Here is an 18,017-nt window from a genome sequence, read left to right as displayed (position 1 = left end):
TGAATGTACCATTGAATTAAAAATGATAATCAGTTGTTCATCATTATTCAGCACAAAAAAATATTATAGAGATTTTTTTAATTTTTGAAAGTTATTAAAAATATTTATTATATTCGAATATAACAACAAATTTACTTTATAAATTTTTGTCATGAATTTAGTTTTAGAATTGGTCATACTGATTGATTTATACAAATTACCTAAATCGTTATTTAAGAATGGATATTCTTCTTCAATTTTTTTTACTATAGTATTTATCGTATTTGAATTTAAAAAAACAGTACTCCCCTTAAATCTTAAAAAATTGTTGAAATTACCTATATATTCTGCAAATATTTGTGTACCTAAAGAATTTTTAATAAGATCAAAATCTTTTGTAAATATTTTATTTTTATTTTTTTTAAAATTATTTAGTATACGAATATACGCGTAAACAGAATCAATTCGCCTAATACTAAAAGAATTAGAGATAGAGGTCGGTCTTTGTACGTAAAAAAATAAAGTTTCAGGAATTATCATAGACTTTTCAGTTACAAATAAATAATTGAAAATGAATTCTCTATCCTCACCATTAATGCAATCTTCCTTAAATCGAATATTAAACTCATTTATTTTATTTATATCAAAAGCTATACTCGGCATTGATATTTTTATTTCATCATTTAGTATTTTTAATATAGATGAGCTATTTGTAACTATCTCAAAACAATCATTATTTCCAGTTTCTAAGTCAATAGGAGATTCATTAATATCAAATACTCGTTCAAACTGATAAAACAGAATGTCAAAATTTAATTCCATATTATAATATTTCGTAAGTATCTCAATCAATCGAGGAGAGACAAAATCATCTCCATCTAAAAATATTACGAATTGACCTGAAACGTAGTCTATGCCTTTGTTCCTAGCAGCTCCTACTCCCCCATTTGTCTGCTTTATTACTCGCCAGTCATAAAAATTACTCTTTTGCAGCAAACTTTCTGCAACAATGACACTATTGTCTTTTGACCCATCATCAACAATTATTATTTCAAAATTTTTATATGTTTGATTTAGCAAGCTATTTAAACAAATCGCTATATAATTTTCTAAATTAAACATAGGAATTATTATACTAAATTTCAAAATAAATCACCTACAATTTTCTCAAGATAAATGATTTCAATAATGTTATTAATCCAAAAATAGGTTTGTAGTTAATAAAAATTATAATGAAGAATAAAATTAACTCAATAATATATAATTGGGGTCCAGTCAATATAAATAACAATACAACCTGTATCAAATAACAAATTATTGATCCAATTAATTGAGGGATATTGATATCAATTTTTACATATTTACGTGTATCAAAAATCCTTAGAAAAAACATCACAAAAAAACTAAAAGCGGTACTAATCCCTGCACCAATTGCTCCTAGATAAGGTACTAAAATCATACTAACTAATATAGAAGATATTCCTGCAAATACTGATGTAATAAATGTACCCTTAGTCTGTTTAGAAGCTTGATAAATAGTTCCATAAAATCCAGACAAACTTTCAAAAACCACACCTAACAGCAAGAATGGTACTATTTGCCAACTTAAAAAATAACTATCGGCTACTACAATACTTATCAATGGTTTTATGATTACTACAATAAAACTGGCTCCCACTAAAAGTACCAACCAATATAAATTAAATATATTTGAATAGAATGATTTTCTATCATCTGAATCATATTCTTCAAATGATGATAATTGCCATGCTTGAGTAAAAATATTGGCAACCAAAGATATAATAGACGGGACTTTACTAGCAACGGCATATAGTCCATTAGCACTTGCTCCTACATAAAAAGCAACAAAATATCTTGTTGAACCATTTATAATCCACCACATAGCTGAACTTGGAACAATTGGTAAAGAAAATGCTAACATTTCTTTTTGCAACTGTAAGTCTATTCTGAAGTGTTTAATTCTCTTGTATCCACTCACACATAGGAATATAAACACATTTGAAAAAGCAGCTGCTATTATCATTGATGAGATATATCCATTAATCTTGAAATTAAAATATACCAGTAAAATTAAATTTGAAACAACTGTTACTATCGTCATTAGAATACCATTTAATGCAAATTGACGAACTAATCCCAGCCCTCGTAAGTATTGAGAATATAACTCATTAAACATTTTTACAATTAGTAATAAAATGAATAAAAACCCATAACTTTCAAATAATCCTAATTTTATAATAATCGGTGATATAAGAATTAATATAATGGACAGAAAAATAGCATGCATATTAATATTACTAAATATTTTGTTTCTATCCAGTTCATTTTTATTATCTATTGTGAATCGTAAAGCTGCTTTACCTAACTCTATAGTTAGAAATGGTAAAAGCAAATTCACTGTAGTTGTTATTAAATCTACTGTCCCATACTCAGCAGTTGTTAATACATGTGTATATAAAGGAACCATAAGAAAAGTTATCAATCGACTCCCGAATGATCCAATGGTAAATATTAAAGAATTTCCTACTAAACGTTTATATTTATTCATTTTTGTCTCTCTTCTAATTCTATTTAATTGCCTCTACTATATATTTAATCGAATCATTTCGTAAAATATCTAACTTACCCGATACTTCTGCAAATTCAATTTTGTTAATATTATCCACTTGAAAATTCTCATCATAAACTATTCTTGATTCTAAACCTATTAAATTCAATAAATCAATCATTCTACTACCACGACTAGAATGAGGAACAGTTAAAAACTCTTTTTCAAAAATAACGGAGAATACTGTGCCGTGAAACGAAGATGTTATTACAAATGTCGCATTTTTAAACAAGCTTAAAAATTTTTCCGGCCCATCTGAAGAAAAACTATATTCATGGTTAACAAATTCCTTGCTTTCCGAATAGCTAATTATTCGTAGATTTTTCTCAATTGCTAATTTATTAGCCACATTAATTATCGCTTCACTTTTCTGCAAGTCATATACCAAAATATACGGTTCAGTTTCGATTTTACTAGTAATAACCTCCCCCCACTCCTCTTGATTTAAGAGTAGTGTGGGATCTAGCGTTACTTCAATATTTTCTGAAGTTAAACTGGATAATAAATCTTTAGCTGATGATTCTCGAACGGAAATAGAATCAAACTTTGGTAACTCCTCTTTAAATACTTTTTTATATTTGTCATCTTCCACACTATTAGCAATACTGCATGCATAAGCAATTTTTTTACTAGAAACTGGAGCAAAATCAAGAAAATAGGCTTTTTCAGAAAATTTAAAAAAGTCTGGATTCCATACTTGATCGCTACCAACGAAGTAATAATCAAATTTTGGCAATTTTTTATTTAAATCTTGATAACTATAGATAGACTCCTCTGTTAAATTTAAATAATTTTGTCTAAATTGATTAAAAGATTTTCTTCTTTTATAATTTCTGTTGAATGTCAGAGTTTTCGCAATTATTCTTTTCATAGTACTAATAGCACCGTCCAGATGAAAAGATTTTTTAAAGTTTATACCCACAGAATAAGGTTGTTCTAATTCATATGGTCTAAAATTCAATACATTAACTTCTAAATTGTTTTTTTCAAGGATTGATTGCAAGGCATAAATTTGTAATAAAGCTCCATAGTTGTCTGCAAATTGAAAGGATAAAATACTCGCTTTTTTCATAGATAATTACTCCCTTTTGTTTTTATACCATACGGTAATGCTATAGCTATAAAATAAGTAAACAACGCAAATACATCATATAAAGGATTTCCGGTCATTCCCCACAATATAAATAATAATTGTAAGCCTATGGATAAGCTTAGAATCATCTTAGTGGTAGTATTCAGATAAGTTTTAAATGCCAACTGAGTCTTTATAAACGTAAAACCAATTAACATTATAAAGAACAGAAATCCAAAAATACCATTTTCTCTTAATACTTGAATATAAATATTATGACCGTGACCAGCACTAAACTCTTGAATGGTACTATATGTACCATTACCAAAAATTGGATTATTTATAAAATCATTCCACATTGCTCTATACATAGGAAATCTTCCGGAACTTATATCATCTTGAACCATTGTCCTTTCCAAAATATTATTACCAATATCTGTTCTAAATAGTACTAGTAAAAATGCAATTATTATAACTATTATTGGGAAAATAATTTTGTATTTTTTTTCATAGTTAATAGCAAATAAGTAAATCGTTATTAAAATGTTAAAAATTAGAAATCCTCTTTTTTCTGTCAAAAATATAAGATAAAAAACAAACAAGTATGCAGTTAAATATAAGTACTTTTGCTTTTTTTCATTTCCATATAAAAATTTTATTAATATAAGTATTAATAATATAGACATTATAAAACCATTGATTCCAGATTGACTGGTGAAGCCAACTAAAACATTCAATTGAACAAAATTAGTAGCTCTGACAAGTTCCTGTCCAAATAAATGTAAATTATTAATTGATATCAAAATGTTGGGGGCAACAATTTGTATAACTGAACCTAAAGTGAAAATAATACATATTACTTCCATATTTTTTATGAATTGCTCTGCCCAATTTTTATTATCTGATAAAATCAAATAATTCAGCCAAAACAATATTACAGTTACAACATATTGAAATGATTCAGATTGATTTTCACTGATAAATGCTCCAATAACTAAAAAAATTAGAAAACCAATCCATGATAAATTTTCGATATTTAATTTAATTTTAAGATTACCTCTCATCAGTAAATAAAATAGATCAAAAATAAATAATACTATTCCCCAAACAGCAGTATAGTATGGCACAAACCATATACCAAACAAAAATGAACTAATAGTAAAAATTAATAAATCATCTAAGAATGTATGCTCTTTTTTGTAGATTAATTCTGAAAAATCATCCATTCATACTTTCTTCCTTTCCAATAATGTCTACTCTTAATCGTAATTCTATCTATCAATAATTTCATTGTAATTTTCAATCGCTAAATTTGTAGATTGATCCCAATTATGAAACCTATCAACAAATTCTATTCCATTAATCCCAAGTGAAGGAGCTAATACTTTATTTTCTAAAATATTCTTCATAGTTTTAGCTACGCTATCTGAATTATCCTGTACTAACCATCCGAATTTATATCTTTTAATTACTGCATTCAAGTTAACTCCTGGAGTAATTAAACAAGGTATCCCCATTGACAAGGCCTCCAAAACTCCCATAGATTGTCCTTCAGATTTAGAAAGTAACGTGAAAACGCTGGTTACCTTCAGTACCTTATTTTTTTCTTCTCCATAGACTGGATCATGAATAAATACTATATTTCCTAAATCAAGTTCTTTCACCATATCATCTAAATTTTTACGGCTACCATTAATACTTGGTCCGTATATATGCATTTGAGCATTATGTTCTAAAAACGAACCTTTAATTTTACTTATAGCTTCTATTTGTATATCTAACCCCTTATTCGCAATATCTAATCTTGAAATAGATGTAAAAATAAATGGGTGTTTCGCTTCGGTATCCAAAGATGTTGATTCACTATTCTGGCTAATAGCGTTAGGGACTACAAAATATTTTTTGTCCCAAAAAGATGAGTTTTTTGCTTCTTCTTCAGAAAGATATTGAATACGCTCTGAATATCTTATAAGCTTATTAAAAAAAAGATAATCTCCTATTTTTTTCTTAATTCTTTTTCGATTATGTGCATATTTTGTCATACCCCCATGTGGTACTAAAATATAAGGAATATTATTTTCCCTCAATATTTTTGAAATTTTATAATGTAGTGGGATATATGTGCTATGAAAAATTACTAAATCAATACTATCTAATATAGATAATAAACGATTTAATTGAAATTCCTTTGCGTATGAATAATCTAATATCCTAAAATGTTTTGAATTTTCTTGCTTTTTAATAACTTCTTTATCTACTTTTTTACTTAGTAATAAGGTTGCGGAAAAATTGTTTCTTTTATTTTGATGTTCAATTATTTCTGGAATGACGGTTGATAATCCAGAATGTCCTGAAAAATCAATTGGAGCTATATGTAATACATGCACTTATAACTCTCCTTTCTAGATTTATCTTGTTGATTCTGCTTTCTCCCAAAAAGGTTTGACTTTTCCAGTAAGAATATTATATACACCATGGATTTGAGCAAAAATCGTAATACAATAATATGATATTAAATTTGTACTCTTATAAGGCCATTGGTATTTTCTATCTAAAAAACCTATTAAATAAAAAATAATTTGCATTACGAATATCACCAGAAAATATTGATTTTCTAAGCCAATTAATAAACTTAAACTGAAAAGTAAAATTTGAGACAACCATAATAAATATCTACTTGTTCTATGACCTAAATAAAAATAGGTATACCATTTGTATTTGAAGGCATTAAGTATTTGTATATTTGGAAGAATATTTCTAAGTATCCCTCGATTCATTCTTACCTTTCTCTTGTATTCATCCTCTATGGTCTCTCCGGCTTTTTCATAAGCAATAGCATCAGGATTAAATTTTGCTTTTTTTCCCTGTAATGCAAATAACCTAGGAAAATTACCATCATGTGATTGGATTGGATCTAAGTCTATATATTCTTTATTTCTACATGCATAAATAGAGCCATTTCCTGCGGTTATTGTTTGTATACTACTTTCAATTCGTCTCATCTCTAAATCTAGATTCCAATAAGTACTTTCCGACGTACTACTCATACTTGTGTGTTCATTTACATAAACTAAATTCCCACATACATAGTAAATATCTTCGCTAACAAAAGTACTAATTAGTTCTCTAATTGCGTTTTCTCTAAACAAAGAATTGGCATCTGTCATAATTAAAATCTCAGTATTCACCAGCTTTTGTGCCTCATTTTGGGCATTAGTCTTACCTTTTCTTTCACGTGCCTCATATAACTCCATGTTTAGCATTGGATGAGATATAATAAAATCCCTAACAATATTATTAGTTAAGTCATTACTATTATCACTGGAAATCAAATATTTAATTCGTTCACTTGGGTAATCGTTCATAATTACGTTTTCTAACTTTTCTTTTATTACTTTTTCCTCATTATGAGCAACTATCATTACTGTAACGGTCGGTAAGTAATCATAATCTTTTTTTGTATATTTATTTTTAAAAAAAGTTTTTTTCAAGAATATTAAGCTCACTGGATAGCCAATCATCGCCCAAAAAATTATAAACATACTTAAGACGAATATAACGTAAAGAAATATCATTCTGTATCTCCTTTTTTCAATACCACGTCATTATATTTCATCATATATACGTTGGCCGGATATTCAAAGTCTGATTCATTGTTTATTTTATTTAAATTATTTATTATTTGTTTAGGAATATTAACTCCAACTTCATATGCATGTGGGTAACCTCCACCAAATCTAGGATTTACTTCAGAAATAAAGAATTCTCCATTCTTTAGAAATACATCAATATCAATAACGCCTTTATAGCCAGCTTTCTCTACAAATTCGATAATCTGCTGTTGTAATTTATCAATATGTTTTGATACGGATTTATCAGTTTCCCCCGCCCGCATTAATAATTTTTCTTTTATAAATAATCTCGACACTTTTCCTGTATACATGTCTGCATAGACATCCACGCCATATTCTCCCTCATCCATTAATTCTTGAATTAAGAGATCATCATATCTATTTAACAAATCATTTAATTGTTCTATATTCTCTACTTTATTAATGTTAATACTTGCACTTCCTAAAACAGGTTTAACAAATACTGGAAAATTAATCTTATTAGCTTCTAGATCTATCTTAAATTTTTCCACATCAATATAACTTTTAACTGCATTGAATCCTAATTCTTCCACGAAATTAGAGAATTCAAATTTATCAAAGGATAGCTCAACCAAGTTTTCATCTGAAATAATTGGCATCACCCCTATTTCTAAAAATTTATGCGCATTTTTTGCTATTAAACTCAATTCTGGATCTATAAGAGACAAAACCCCTTGCACCTTTTCTTTTTTACATATACTTAATATTTCATCTATATAGCCCGGTGCTGTAATTTTAGGAACAATATATTGTCTGTCTGCCTCATAAAGTGCCGGTGCAAGGTCACTAGCATCAGTAGCTATAACTAAGTCTTCTTTCGAAAGTTCTTTTTTAAAGTACTGAACTATTTTATTTCTAGTTCCAACGCTTAATATTAATATATTCATATATTACTCCTAACTATTACGAATTCTACTTAGATCATCAAAAAACAGTGGAATACCACCTGTATGAATAAATAGAATATTTTTGTTGGCAATATCATTCTCACTAATAAAATTATTCATACCTGTAAAAGCTTTACCAGTATAATTGCTACTTAGGGGAATTCCATAATTTAAATAGATATTTTTAATAGTTTCATCTATTAAATCAGTAGTTTTTCCGTAAGTTCTTTCAACATAATCATCATAAAATTCAATGGATTTAGAATCAAATCTAACATTAATATTATACTCAGTTAGATATTCATTTACACTATCAATAATCGCCTGACTGCCTCTGCTCTTATCTCTTGCCACACTAACTCCAATTACTCTGACTTCAGTATCTTGATGTTTCATTTTGCCAATAGCCAATCCCGCTTGTGTTGTACCTGTTCCTGAAGCCAAAAAAATCAAATCAAAGTTTGTTTTATTTTGCTTTGACCACATTTTAATTTCATTATAAGCGTCAACATATGCTTGTGTACCTTGATTTCCATGTCCACCACCGGGTATAAAATAAACTTTTTGGTTGTTATGCTGTTTTTCATTTTCAATAATATTATTTATAGTATCTGAAACTTCTTCTATACGGCATTCTACTACTTCTGCACCGCTTAAATTTATTAAATCTCTGTTAAAATTGCTATTTTCATCAGAAATTGGCGAAACGACTATACATTTTATTCCATATTTAAAACAGAGGTTTGAAATAATTCTGCAATGATTAGATACTTTACTACCATAAGTCACTACCACATTAAAATTACCTGCTAAAATTTCATCAAAAAAATACGTAGCTTTTCTAGCTTTATTTCCTCCAAAAGAGAAAGGGATTAAATCATCTCTCTTTATATATATATTATTTGACTTATGATCTTCAGCAATAAACTCTATATCACTTAAAATATTTTCTGGATAAATAATATTATTTTTAAAATCTTGTTCTTCTACACTGAAGTAGAATACATCATATAAATTCCCATCTCTCATGGAATATTTCGCTATTTGCCCTTCTTTAATCATACTCATTTTCCGAGCCAATTTTTGCATAGGTATATTACCAACTTCAGTAGTCAAATAAACCTTAGAAAGTTTAATCTCATCAAAAGCATACCTTAACAGCAATCGTGACGCTTTAGTTGCAATATTTTTACCTTTATATGCACTCTCACCAATAGTAATATAATACTCAGCCTCAAATTTTTTATAATCAATATTAATCAAGCCGATAATTCCTACTGGATAATCATCAACCATAATAGTTGCATCAAATCTACTATCGTTACTTTGATTTTTTAAGTACCATTCTTCCGTTTTCTTTACTTCTAATGGCAAATCATAATGTAAATACTTATTATTATTATTATCATTTATCCATTTAACTTTTAACGGAACATCACTGAACTGAAACTTTTTTAAGGATACTTCCATTATTGCTTATCCTCCAAATATATGCTTTCTGGTTTTAATATTTTTAACAATGTCTTTAATAAAATTTGTAAGTCTAATAGTAAGGAGAAATTATCGATATAATAGTTGTCAATTTTAATTCTTTCATTCCAACTAACAGAATTACGGACTTTTACTTGTGCCAATCCCGTTATGCCTGGACGAACAATAAATCTCTTTTTTGCCCACTCTGGATAATTTACAAATCCTTCATAGGGGTGATAAGTAACAGGTGGACGCGGACCAACTAAACTCATATCCCCTTTAAAGACATTAATGAGCTGTGGTAACTCATCTAAACTTGTTTTTCTTAAAATTTTTCCGATTTTAGTGATTCTAGAATCATTTTCTTCCGATACTTTTAATCCAGTCCCAATTTTTTCAGCATCAGTAATCATTGTACGAAATTTTATGATTTTAAATTCTTTACCATTCAATCCTAACCTTAATTGTTTAAAGAAAATTGTTCCAGTTGAATCAATTTTAATAATAAATGCAATTACTAATAATATAGGACTTAAAATTATTAAAGCTACAAACGACGCCACAATATCAAAGGCTCTTTTGATAAATTTTTGAATCATGATTAAAACACACCTTTTATAATTTCAATTACTCGTTGCTGCTGTTCGTTTGTCATCTTAGAATCTGATGGTAGACATACACCATTTTCATAAAGTGATTGTGCTACGTTTCCACCAATGAAATCATATTCCTCAAAAACAGGTTGCATATGCATTGGTTTCCAAACTGGTCTTGATTCAATATTCTCTTTTGCTAATGCGTCAATAATTTCGATTGGTGTGATGACCTGTGGATCTACGGTAAATGCACTTAACCAATGATTTGACGTCTCATAATCATGATCCGGGACCATTGTAATTGCATCATTATCTTTAAATCCTTCGGCATATTTGTTATAAATTGCTCGTTTTGTGTCTACACGGTCAGCTAAAACTTTTAGTTGTCCTCGTCCAATTCCAGCACATACATTACTTAAGCGGTAGTTATAGCCAATATCTTTATGTTCGTAGTGTAATGCCTGTTCTCTAGCTTGAGTTGCCCAGTAACGTGCTCTGTCGATACCTTCCTTATTATTTGAAACTAACATACCGCCACCTGAAGTAGTGATAATCTTGTTACCATTGAATGAATATATACCATAGTCACCGAATGTTCCTGTCCATTGGCCTTTGTATATAGTTCCTAAACTTTCAGCTGCATCTTCAATCAATGCAACACCATGTTTATCACAAATTTCTTTAATTTGATCAATTTTACTTGATACACCGTAAAGATGTACGACAACCACTGCTTTTGGTGTATATTTTTCAAATGCTAGCTCTAGTAGTTCAGGATCCATATTCCATGTATCGCGTTCAGAATCAATAAAAACTGGGATAGCCTTCTCGTATCTGATTGGGTTTGCAGTCGCAGAGAAAGTAAGAGTTTGACAAAATACGATGTCACCTTCACCCACTCCAGCTGCTTTTAAAGCTAAATGAATTGCAGATGTACCAGAATCCAGAGCCAAAGCATTATCAATACCAACCATTTTTGAAAGTTCATTTTCAAATTCATTTACATTATGGCCTAATGGTGCAATCCAATTTGTATCAAATGCCTCTTTAACAAATTCGCGTTCGAACCCTTCATCGCTCATGTGTGGTGAAGATAGTAAAATTCTTTCTGACATTTTAATTCGCTCCCTTTTAAAAATTCAATTGATTTCTAATAACATATTTAAATATTTTCTGAACTGGGTTATAACTTACTGCCGTCCTAATATTATACCGATTACATTTACATAGGAAAGTTTCTAATGCTAATCGCATATGAGAAACGATTATATAGGCTAAATCGTGTACATATGAAAAAATTTCCTTGTTAGGGAAATTTAGACTCTGAATTTGCCCATAATAATCCTGACATGGGTATAAACCAAAACTACGTGAGCATACAATATCATTTCTGTTACTCTTCCACCTTGATAATGAAATGGCCGCCGATTAGACAGATGCTTAACGACAGCTCTACCGCTCTTAAATCATTTTAGCTGTTATATTTGACCATAAATGGTTCCATCAAGTGAGGTATAATTTCCCATCCTCCAGTCTATTTTGGATAATTCTTCATTATTATAGCAAAGAAACATTACGTTTTAGGCACAATTTTCATTTTTTCTAGATAATTATTAAATTCTTCTAAAGTTCTCATAATATGAATGAAGATAACTCCAATTTAGAATACATAGTTTTTAAATAAACGTTCAGGGACGAGACTATAAGGAGGTAGACCTGATATGACGTTTTTGAACCTCATGTCCATATTAATGAGCCGAGAAATAGGCGAGCGTCTTAGAAGGTATTGACTCACTAGCGTGATTTCTATGTAATGTCTTACGTAATTAACCGTTAGTAACTTTTTAATTAACAATTCAATCATGACTCAAATAATAACATATTATCACAAATTCTGAACTATTTGAGCAGACTGTCATATATACGAACCATATCATCTATTTTCCCGAAATATTCCTTAGGTACCATACTAAAAAGCATCAAACCTATTCCTCTAATGGTTTTGATGCTTTATTGGATTAGCTTCTTTCAAATTCTCTAAGTACTTGTCCTAAATGATTTGCGGCCAGCTGATCACCTGCTTGATTGCTTGATACCAAGACGCGGTGGCTTGGAATTATGATAGCTATGGGATTGCTATTGATAGCTCCAATCATCTCATTAGCTGTTCCTTGTCCTTTTGTTTGACGGGCTTTTATTCTTTCTACTAATTGATCTATGGTAATCATTTCTCCAAAAGGGATTTTTTGTAACTCCGACCAGACATCTTGCTGAAAGGCTGTCCCTTGGGGCATTAATTGAAAATCGACTGTTTCAAATGGTTGCTTTTTAAAGTATGCGTCCAACCATTTAATTGCTTGATCGATAATGGTTGATTGATGGTGTGTAACCGATTGAACATTATCAAGGTCAAACCTCCCACCATAATTTGCTTGCTTTTCAAACCATGTGCCTAATAATCCATGATCATTCGCTAATAATGTGATCTTGCCTAATTCAGATTGATAAGAGTATTTATATAACATGAGAGAACTCCTTTAAATATGATGATTTATATTATAACAGAGTCCTAGTTGTTGGCGAGTAATTCTTTACTGGTATATATAGCAGGTTGATGGGCTTTACCGTTTATGAATTTTGTCATTTCATTATAGATACACTATCAAAAATTTAAGCAAGAAATGGCTTCGGCCGAATAAGAAAGCAAAAGAGTTAATTGACACATGATATCAATCAACTCTTTCATTTTTATTTCTTTATAGCCTTCAATACCTTTTGCGCTCGTTGTCAGGTTTTACGATTGGGACTTTTCATCCGGCGCCGTGCACTAGCTAGATCCATTTTTTCTGCCATCCTTCTGCCTCCTAGATATTTTATTCCAACCATCTTAAATCGTCATGATTACGGTTTAAGATTATGCATTTATTTTACTTGCTGCCAATATGTCTGTCACCTAGGTTAAGAAAAAATTAAAAAAGGAGAGCAAATATAAGATGTTTGTCTCCTCTTCTAATAGATTACTATAAGACAGCTAAAGATATGACCTGGTAAGAGAAAACAAGGACTAGAAAATGTTCTTTTACCACTACTTGATTTATCGTCTTTCCCTTTATCTATCTAATCAAGCTTTCATTTTAAACCATCTATACATCCTTAGTCCTATCTGTATTTTCTCTTAAGGTTAAGACACCATCATTCATTTCATAGACTTTATCGCGTTGGTCTATTAAACGAAGATCATGAGTAACCATGATGGTCGTTTTATTTTCTTGTTTGGTCATTTTGGCCAAGATATCCACCACATCCATCGCACGTTTAGAATCTAGGCTGGCTGTTGGTTCGTCAGCAAAGATGATTGAAGGGTTATTGTAGAGAGCGCGCGCAATTGCTACACGCTGCTTTTCACCCCCAGAGATTTGCTCTGGAAATTTATTTTTTAATTTTTCAATACCGAGTAATTGCAATAAATCTAATGGACTTTTCTCTTTTTTAGATAGTTTATCGACTAATTTCAATTGATCAGATACTTTTAGGAATGGAATAAGGTTTGACGCTTGTAGGATAAATCCTACTTCTTCAAAACGAATGCGCGCCCGCTCTTTTTCTTTCTTTTCACTAAAGGGTTTGTCATTAATCATGACCCTACCTTGTGTTGGTTCCTGTAAGCCGGCAGCAATACTTAAAAAGGTACTTTTTCCTGAACCAGATGGCCCGATAATAGCAATAAATTCACCTTTCTCTGCTGTAAATGACGTTTCTTCAAGGGCCATAATTTCTGTATCCCCATCTTTAAATTTTTTCTGTACATTTTCAATTGTTAATACACTCATAATGACCTCCTAGGCGATTGCTCTTGCTGGATCGACGTTCACTATTGTTTTCACTGAGAATAAAGCACCAATTAATGAACAAAGTAAAATCAAACCGCCAACTGCTATAAAGAACGGCCAATTGATTTGGGTTGGCACCTGAGCAGGTAGGAAATAAATGCTCAAAATGGTCACCGCAACGCCTAATACTAGACCTATTAATGTAAGGATAAAGGTTTGCACAACCACAGAACGACCAATTGTGCCTGTTGAAATACCTTGAGCTTTCATCACGCCGAATACGTCAATTTTTTGAATAGTGAGTACGTAAATAAAAATACCAATCACAACTGCTGCAATTAAAATTAAAAAGCCAATCATGAAAATAAATGTGAGTAACTGGGCGCTATATCCTGGTAAATTATTGATAAAATCTGCCGTTGACCATACTGCCAAATCGTCTGGTAGGTCTGTTGCTTCACCGCGTACGATAATAGCATTAATCATTTGATTATCCGCTTCTTGCCCTAATTCACCTTCAGGCATTTGGCTATTATCTGATTTATTCGATGTATTCAATGAAGCATTTTGGATGTTTCTAAAAGCATTTTGTGTGATATGAACCATCGGCGCGATACTGTATTTCGTATTTGTCGTTAATCCCACAACTTCAAACGCTTGTCCTTCAATTGTTACAGTAGCCCCTATTCCTAGGCCATATTGTTCAGTTAGACTATCATCAATTAAAGCTTCATTATCAGCGTTCACCTGACGGCCTTCAGTCACTTCAGGTGCAATAAAGTCATCAAAATTAATACCAAATAGGAAAATAGATAGTTGTTCATCGCTTTCGATATTATCTGAATTCATATTGGTTGGCATCTGTAGTAATGAAGCCTTATTATCAGCATCAATGGTATCATAATCTTCTTCATTAATATTAGAACGACTTATTGTCCCATCTGCTTCTTCTGTCAAGATGATTTGGTCAGCCTGCCACTGGTCAATCCCCATTCGATTCTCCATCGCTAGGCCATAAGCCAAACTAATTAAGAAAAAAACCAAAAAAGCAATCAAAAACATGACCCCAACAACCAAACTATACTTTTTCTTTGCATATAATATTTCTTTAATGGCTAAAAACATTCTTACTTGCTTCCTCTCTCTATCTGTTGAATCTAATTATTCATCGTCAAAAATTCAATTACTAATGTAAGTCAGATGTGATGACTAGTGTCCATAATATGCTTCTGGCCACATGACAATCGTTGGACCTACATCAAAGGTATAGCCATCTACTGCCATCTGGTTCATCTTACCGCCCGGTAACGATTCTTTCTCAAAGATTTCAACTTGGTACCCTGCATGCTGCAAGCGGATAGCTGCAGATAAACCACCTATCCCTGCCCCAATGATTGCGATTCTTTCTTTAGCTGTCATGTTATTGGTCCCCTTTTATAGATCCATTTTATTATTTTATCAGTTGATAAGTTTTATTAACAACAGATTACCACTTACGGTATGACTTATCAAGTATAGGAGATTTATGCATGGCTTTTTTGTGGAATCAAGCTATAATATTAAATAGAGAGGAGTTCATCTCATCATGTCCTTAAAAGATTCTTCAAGCAGAAGTCGTATTATTGAAGTTGCACGAAATATGTTTATGTCAAGTGGTTATAAGGCTACCTCTACTAGAATGATTGCGAAAGAAGTTGGGATTACACAACCAAACTTATATTATCATTTTAAAAACAAGGAAAGTCTTTATCTTGGGGTTTTAGATGAAATAGGTGGGGAAGTATACACTGACCTATTGGCGATTGTTGAAAATGACCAACTTGATCTAACTGGTAAACTATTACAAATGTCTTATTATCTACAAGATAACCAAGACATGGATATCTATACTATGATGCAAGATATGCAAGCAGACATTTCCATTGAAAGTAGACGCATCCTATACCAAATCTTTCAAGAAAGTTATAAACGGCCATTCATTTTATTATTTGATGATTACGAAAAGCAATTAAAACATCAGCTCACTGGAGAAAAAATTGCTACATATTTCTTTGTTACACTGGCCCCTTATATTTCTTCTAAACACACAATCAGCAAAACGATTGCTTTAGAGGAAATGATTGATTTATTTCTGCACGGGATTATCTAATAGAATAAGTTGTTTCTTCCGAGAAAACCTCCCGACTACCGGGTCAAAAAAAGAGATTGTTCTGAGAGGTTTTAGATTAGTTCAATAGGTAGTTGGGCAGTGGTGCATACAAGGAGGTCATTTTAATGTTATCAATCATTACAACCGCTCTAAGTGTGTTTACATTTGTTATTGTTTCTTTCATGCTATGGTTTTATTTTAAACCGTTCTTTATGGGTACATGGTATATATTCTTAGCCTATGTCGTAGTATGCTTGATCATAGGAGCAGTTAAGGAGTTCAATGCAGGGCGTTCTGCTAAAGACAAAGAAAAGCAGGAGCAGGACCTGTAGCATCAACAATAATAACTACACTATGGAGCTTAGCAGATTATACTGCTGGGCTCTTTTTATTGTGTATAAGCCTCTATATGCCTGTATAAGACCTTGCATGCACTCCCTACGTTCGCCCTTGAGATATTTTATTTCGCAAATTTTACCGCATTTGCCGACGAAATGATAAAACACATAAAAGAAGTATACGCAAATATATTTAAACCGTCTTAGAATGCAAATATGAGCTTATTGGGAATCTTATAATATATTAAACATGTATGAACAAATATCAATTTTACGCATCAAAATTTACATATTTAAGCATCAATAGGATCAAATGTCAGTTCATATAAATTTTTATCATCCAAATTAGCGAATTCTTCAATATTTACTCGGTACATAATTTTAATTTGCTTTTTGGAGAGTTGATTATAGTAGCTTATATTAATATGCATAGTGGTTTCATAACCATTGTTTTTAGCTGTATTTTGAAATTCTTCAAGCACTTTTTTACCAATGGGTATTAAATAATATTTATCAATAGGTAAAACATTAAGGTGTTTTTCTTGTATAACTTCGTTTTCATTTAAATAGACTTTTATATCTATATATTTAGCAGTTCCCCTGCCTAAATTTTGTAGTTTAAAAGCAGTATTTACATAGTCAGAATCAGCTTCAGTTAGATTTCTTAATTTTAAACTTTTTCCTTCTTGTTCCATAAGAATTTGATCGAAAGCCAAGTATGGGATAAAAGACATTTTAATTTGTTTGATTTGTATCATTACCGAAATGAGATATAACATTGCCATGATGAATGTCCCGATTGAACCAACTGCTTGTATAATATTTATCATCCAATTCTCCTTTTGAAATAAGTAATCTTTTAACTCTACCATAATACAATATATTCGTTAATTACATCGACGATACGGCTTCGAAAGAAAAATAAATAGACCATATGAAAGAAAAAAGCTATCTAAATTTTGAGCTAGCTTTTATTTATATATCCAAGGGCGTACTTATACCCTATGCGTCCCGTAAAGAGACGATAGGGTGTGCGAAAAAGCCCCCTTAGACTTAAACGTCAGGGGGCATTTTATATGTGAAATTTTCTATCGAAAATTAAGCATTCGCTTCGCTCATGCAAAAAAATCATCAAAACTACCAGCATTATCTTTATCCAAAATTAATTTTTTAAAAATCCAATTTGCATATCTACATGTCTACTTATCACAGAGCCTACATATAGCCCTGCAATAGCCCATTAGTAGCCTTGCTTAGACTGTCTCATAAAAAAGAGGGTAAAGATTTTGATTTCAAATCTTTACCCTCTCTTTTATGGTTCTATAATAAATAGTGTTGGTGAGATTCAATTGAGTCTCATCGGCACTATTTTTGTGTACGCAAAAAGAAGGACATGATATCCTTATTTCAA

General features: G+C 30.8%; 16 protein-coding genes and 2 pseudogenes. 2 read left to right on the top strand and 16 right to left on the bottom strand.

What is annotated here, in order from left to right; translation table 11 throughout:
* Positions 1-63: 63 nt before the first annotated feature.
* The 15 genes and pseudogenes from ACUW85_RS07380 to ACUW85_RS07310 all read right to left on the bottom strand — a co-directional run.
* Positions 64-1,125 carry a glycosyltransferase family 2 protein gene (locus ACUW85_RS07380; RefSeq protein WP_182023514.1) on the bottom strand — a complete coding sequence of 354 codons (1,062 nt, stop codon included), beginning with the start codon at positions 1,123-1,125 and terminating at the stop codon, positions 64-66.
* Positions 1,126-1,135: 10 nt separating this feature from the next.
* Positions 1,136-2,548, bottom strand: a complete 1,413-nt coding sequence (locus tag ACUW85_RS07375) for a lipopolysaccharide biosynthesis protein (protein ID WP_182023513.1) — start codon at positions 2,546-2,548, stop codon at positions 1,136-1,138.
* Positions 2,549-2,567: 19 nt separating this feature from the next.
* Positions 2,568-3,680 carry a polysaccharide pyruvyl transferase family protein gene (locus ACUW85_RS07370; protein WP_182023512.1) on the bottom strand — a complete coding sequence of 371 codons (1,113 nt, stop codon included), beginning with the start codon at positions 3,678-3,680 and terminating at the stop codon, positions 2,568-2,570.
* Entirely contained in the window at positions 3,677-4,906 is a 1,230-nt protein-coding gene (locus tag ACUW85_RS07365) for an O-antigen ligase family protein (protein WP_182023511.1), read from the bottom strand. The genes ACUW85_RS07370 and ACUW85_RS07365 overlap by 4 nt, the downstream gene beginning before the upstream one ends.
* 45 nt (positions 4,907-4,951) lie before the next feature.
* Positions 4,952-6,067, bottom strand: coding sequence for a glycosyltransferase (locus ACUW85_RS07360; RefSeq protein WP_182023510.1), 1,116 nt, complete (start codon positions 6,065-6,067; stop codon positions 4,952-4,954).
* Positions 6,068-6,088: 21 nt separating this feature from the next.
* Entirely contained in the window at positions 6,089-7,255 is a 1,167-nt protein-coding gene (locus ACUW85_RS07355; protein WP_182023509.1) for a glycosyltransferase, read from the bottom strand.
* The gene (locus ACUW85_RS07350; RefSeq protein WP_182023508.1) at positions 7,252-8,220 is read right to left on the bottom strand and encodes an ATP-grasp domain-containing protein; all 969 of its coding nucleotides are present in this window, start codon (positions 8,218-8,220) and stop codon (positions 7,252-7,254) included. The genes ACUW85_RS07355 and ACUW85_RS07350 overlap by 4 nt, the downstream gene beginning before the upstream one ends.
* Before the next feature lie 9 nt (positions 8,221-8,229).
* Positions 8,230-9,690, bottom strand: coding sequence for a pyridoxal-phosphate dependent enzyme (locus tag ACUW85_RS07345; protein ID WP_182023507.1), 1,461 nt, complete (start codon positions 9,688-9,690; stop codon positions 8,230-8,232).
* Positions 9,690-10,292: a sugar transferase gene (locus ACUW85_RS07340; protein ID WP_182023506.1), complete on the bottom strand. Its 603-nt coding sequence runs from the start codon at positions 10,290-10,292 to the stop codon at positions 9,690-9,692. The genes ACUW85_RS07345 and ACUW85_RS07340 overlap by 1 nt, the downstream gene beginning before the upstream one ends.
* 2 nt (positions 10,293-10,294) lie before the next feature.
* On the bottom strand, positions 10,295-11,404 hold the full coding sequence (locus ACUW85_RS07335) for a DegT/DnrJ/EryC1/StrS family aminotransferase (RefSeq protein ID WP_182023505.1): 1,110 nt from the start codon (positions 11,402-11,404) through the stop codon (positions 10,295-10,297).
* A 903-nt stretch (positions 11,405-12,307) separates the two neighbouring features.
* Entirely contained in the window at positions 12,308-12,814 is a 507-nt protein-coding gene (locus tag ACUW85_RS07330) for a methylated-DNA--[protein]-cysteine S-methyltransferase (RefSeq protein ID WP_182023504.1), read from the bottom strand.
* 265 nt (positions 12,815-13,079) lie between these two features.
* Positions 13,080-13,142 (bottom strand): annotated as a pseudogene (locus tag ACUW85_RS07325) (putative metal homeostasis protein); the annotation flags it as partial.
* A 290-nt stretch (positions 13,143-13,432) separates the two neighbouring features.
* Entirely contained in the window at positions 13,433-14,119 is a 687-nt protein-coding gene (locus ACUW85_RS07320) for an ABC transporter ATP-binding protein (RefSeq protein ID WP_182023503.1), read from the bottom strand.
* 9 nt (positions 14,120-14,128) lie between these two features.
* Complete coding sequence (locus ACUW85_RS07315) at positions 14,129-15,244, bottom strand: ABC transporter permease (protein ID WP_149256611.1); 1,116 nt, start codon at positions 15,242-15,244, stop codon at positions 14,129-14,131.
* Between the two features lie 96 nt (positions 15,245-15,340).
* Positions 15,341-15,538: pseudogene (locus ACUW85_RS07310) on the bottom strand (FAD-dependent oxidoreductase); the annotation flags it as partial.
* Between the two features lie 166 nt (positions 15,539-15,704).
* Between ACUW85_RS07310 and ACUW85_RS07305 the strand changes: the two are divergent.
* Both ACUW85_RS07305 and ACUW85_RS07300 read left to right on the top strand, forming a co-directional pair.
* Positions 15,705-16,268 carry a TetR/AcrR family transcriptional regulator gene (locus tag ACUW85_RS07305; RefSeq protein ID WP_149256612.1) on the top strand — a complete coding sequence of 188 codons (564 nt, stop codon included), beginning with the start codon at positions 15,705-15,707 and terminating at the stop codon, positions 16,266-16,268.
* Positions 16,269-16,393: 125 nt separating this feature from the next.
* Entirely contained in the window at positions 16,394-16,600 is a 207-nt protein-coding gene (locus ACUW85_RS07300; RefSeq protein WP_182023502.1) for a hypothetical protein, read from the top strand.
* 299 nt (positions 16,601-16,899) lie between these two features.
* Here the strand turns inward: ACUW85_RS07300 and ACUW85_RS07295 are convergent, their stop codons facing one another.
* Entirely contained in the window at positions 16,900-17,436 is a 537-nt protein-coding gene (locus tag ACUW85_RS07295; RefSeq protein WP_182023501.1) for a hypothetical protein, read from the bottom strand.
* Positions 17,437-18,017: the final 581 nt, after the last annotated feature.

Source organism: Aerococcus sp. 150760013-2, from assembly GCF_053627715.1.
This window is presented reverse-complemented; position numbering and strand designations above follow the sequence as displayed.

What these genes read in the sequence shown, in the direction of transcription:
- ACUW85_RS07375 (WP_182023513.1), bottom strand. Translation starts at nt 2,548, where the DNA reads ATGAATAAATATAAACGTTTAGTAGGAAATTCTTTAATATTTACCATT.
- ACUW85_RS07340 (WP_182023506.1), bottom strand. Translation starts at nt 10,292, where the DNA reads ATGATTCAAAAATTTATCAAAAGAGCCTTTGATATTGTGGCGTCGTTT.
- ACUW85_RS07295 (WP_182023501.1), bottom strand. Translation starts at nt 17,436, where the DNA reads ATGATAAATATTATACAAGCAGTTGGTTCAATCGGGACATTCATCATG.
- ACUW85_RS07345 (WP_182023507.1), bottom strand. Translation starts at nt 9,690, where the DNA reads ATGGAAGTATCCTTAAAAAAGTTTCAGTTCAGTGATGTTCCGTTAAAA.
- ACUW85_RS07305 (WP_149256612.1), top strand. Translation starts at nt 15,705, where the DNA reads ATGTCCTTAAAAGATTCTTCAAGCAGAAGTCGTATTATTGAAGTTGCA.
- ACUW85_RS07355 (WP_182023509.1), bottom strand. Translation starts at nt 7,255, where the DNA reads ATGATATTTCTTTACGTTATATTCGTCTTAAGTATGTTTATAATTTTT.
- ACUW85_RS07365 (WP_182023511.1), bottom strand. Translation starts at nt 4,906, where the DNA reads ATGGATGATTTTTCAGAATTAATCTACAAAAAAGAGCATACATTCTTA.
- ACUW85_RS07350 (WP_182023508.1), bottom strand. Translation starts at nt 8,220, where the DNA reads ATGAATATATTAATATTAAGCGTTGGAACTAGAAATAAAATAGTTCAG.
- ACUW85_RS07370 (WP_182023512.1), bottom strand. Translation starts at nt 3,680, where the DNA reads ATGAAAAAAGCGAGTATTTTATCCTTTCAATTTGCAGACAACTATGGA.
- ACUW85_RS07320 (WP_182023503.1), bottom strand. Translation starts at nt 14,119, where the DNA reads ATGAGTGTATTAACAATTGAAAATGTACAGAAAAAATTTAAAGATGGG.
- ACUW85_RS07315 (WP_149256611.1), bottom strand. Translation starts at nt 15,244, where the DNA reads ATGTTTTTAGCCATTAAAGAAATATTATATGCAAAGAAAAAGTATAGT.
- ACUW85_RS07335 (WP_182023505.1), bottom strand. Translation starts at nt 11,404, where the DNA reads ATGTCAGAAAGAATTTTACTATCTTCACCACACATGAGCGATGAAGGG.
- ACUW85_RS07330 (WP_182023504.1), bottom strand. Translation starts at nt 12,814, where the DNA reads ATGTTATATAAATACTCTTATCAATCTGAATTAGGCAAGATCACATTA.
- ACUW85_RS07300 (WP_182023502.1), top strand. Translation starts at nt 16,394, where the DNA reads ATGTTATCAATCATTACAACCGCTCTAAGTGTGTTTACATTTGTTATT.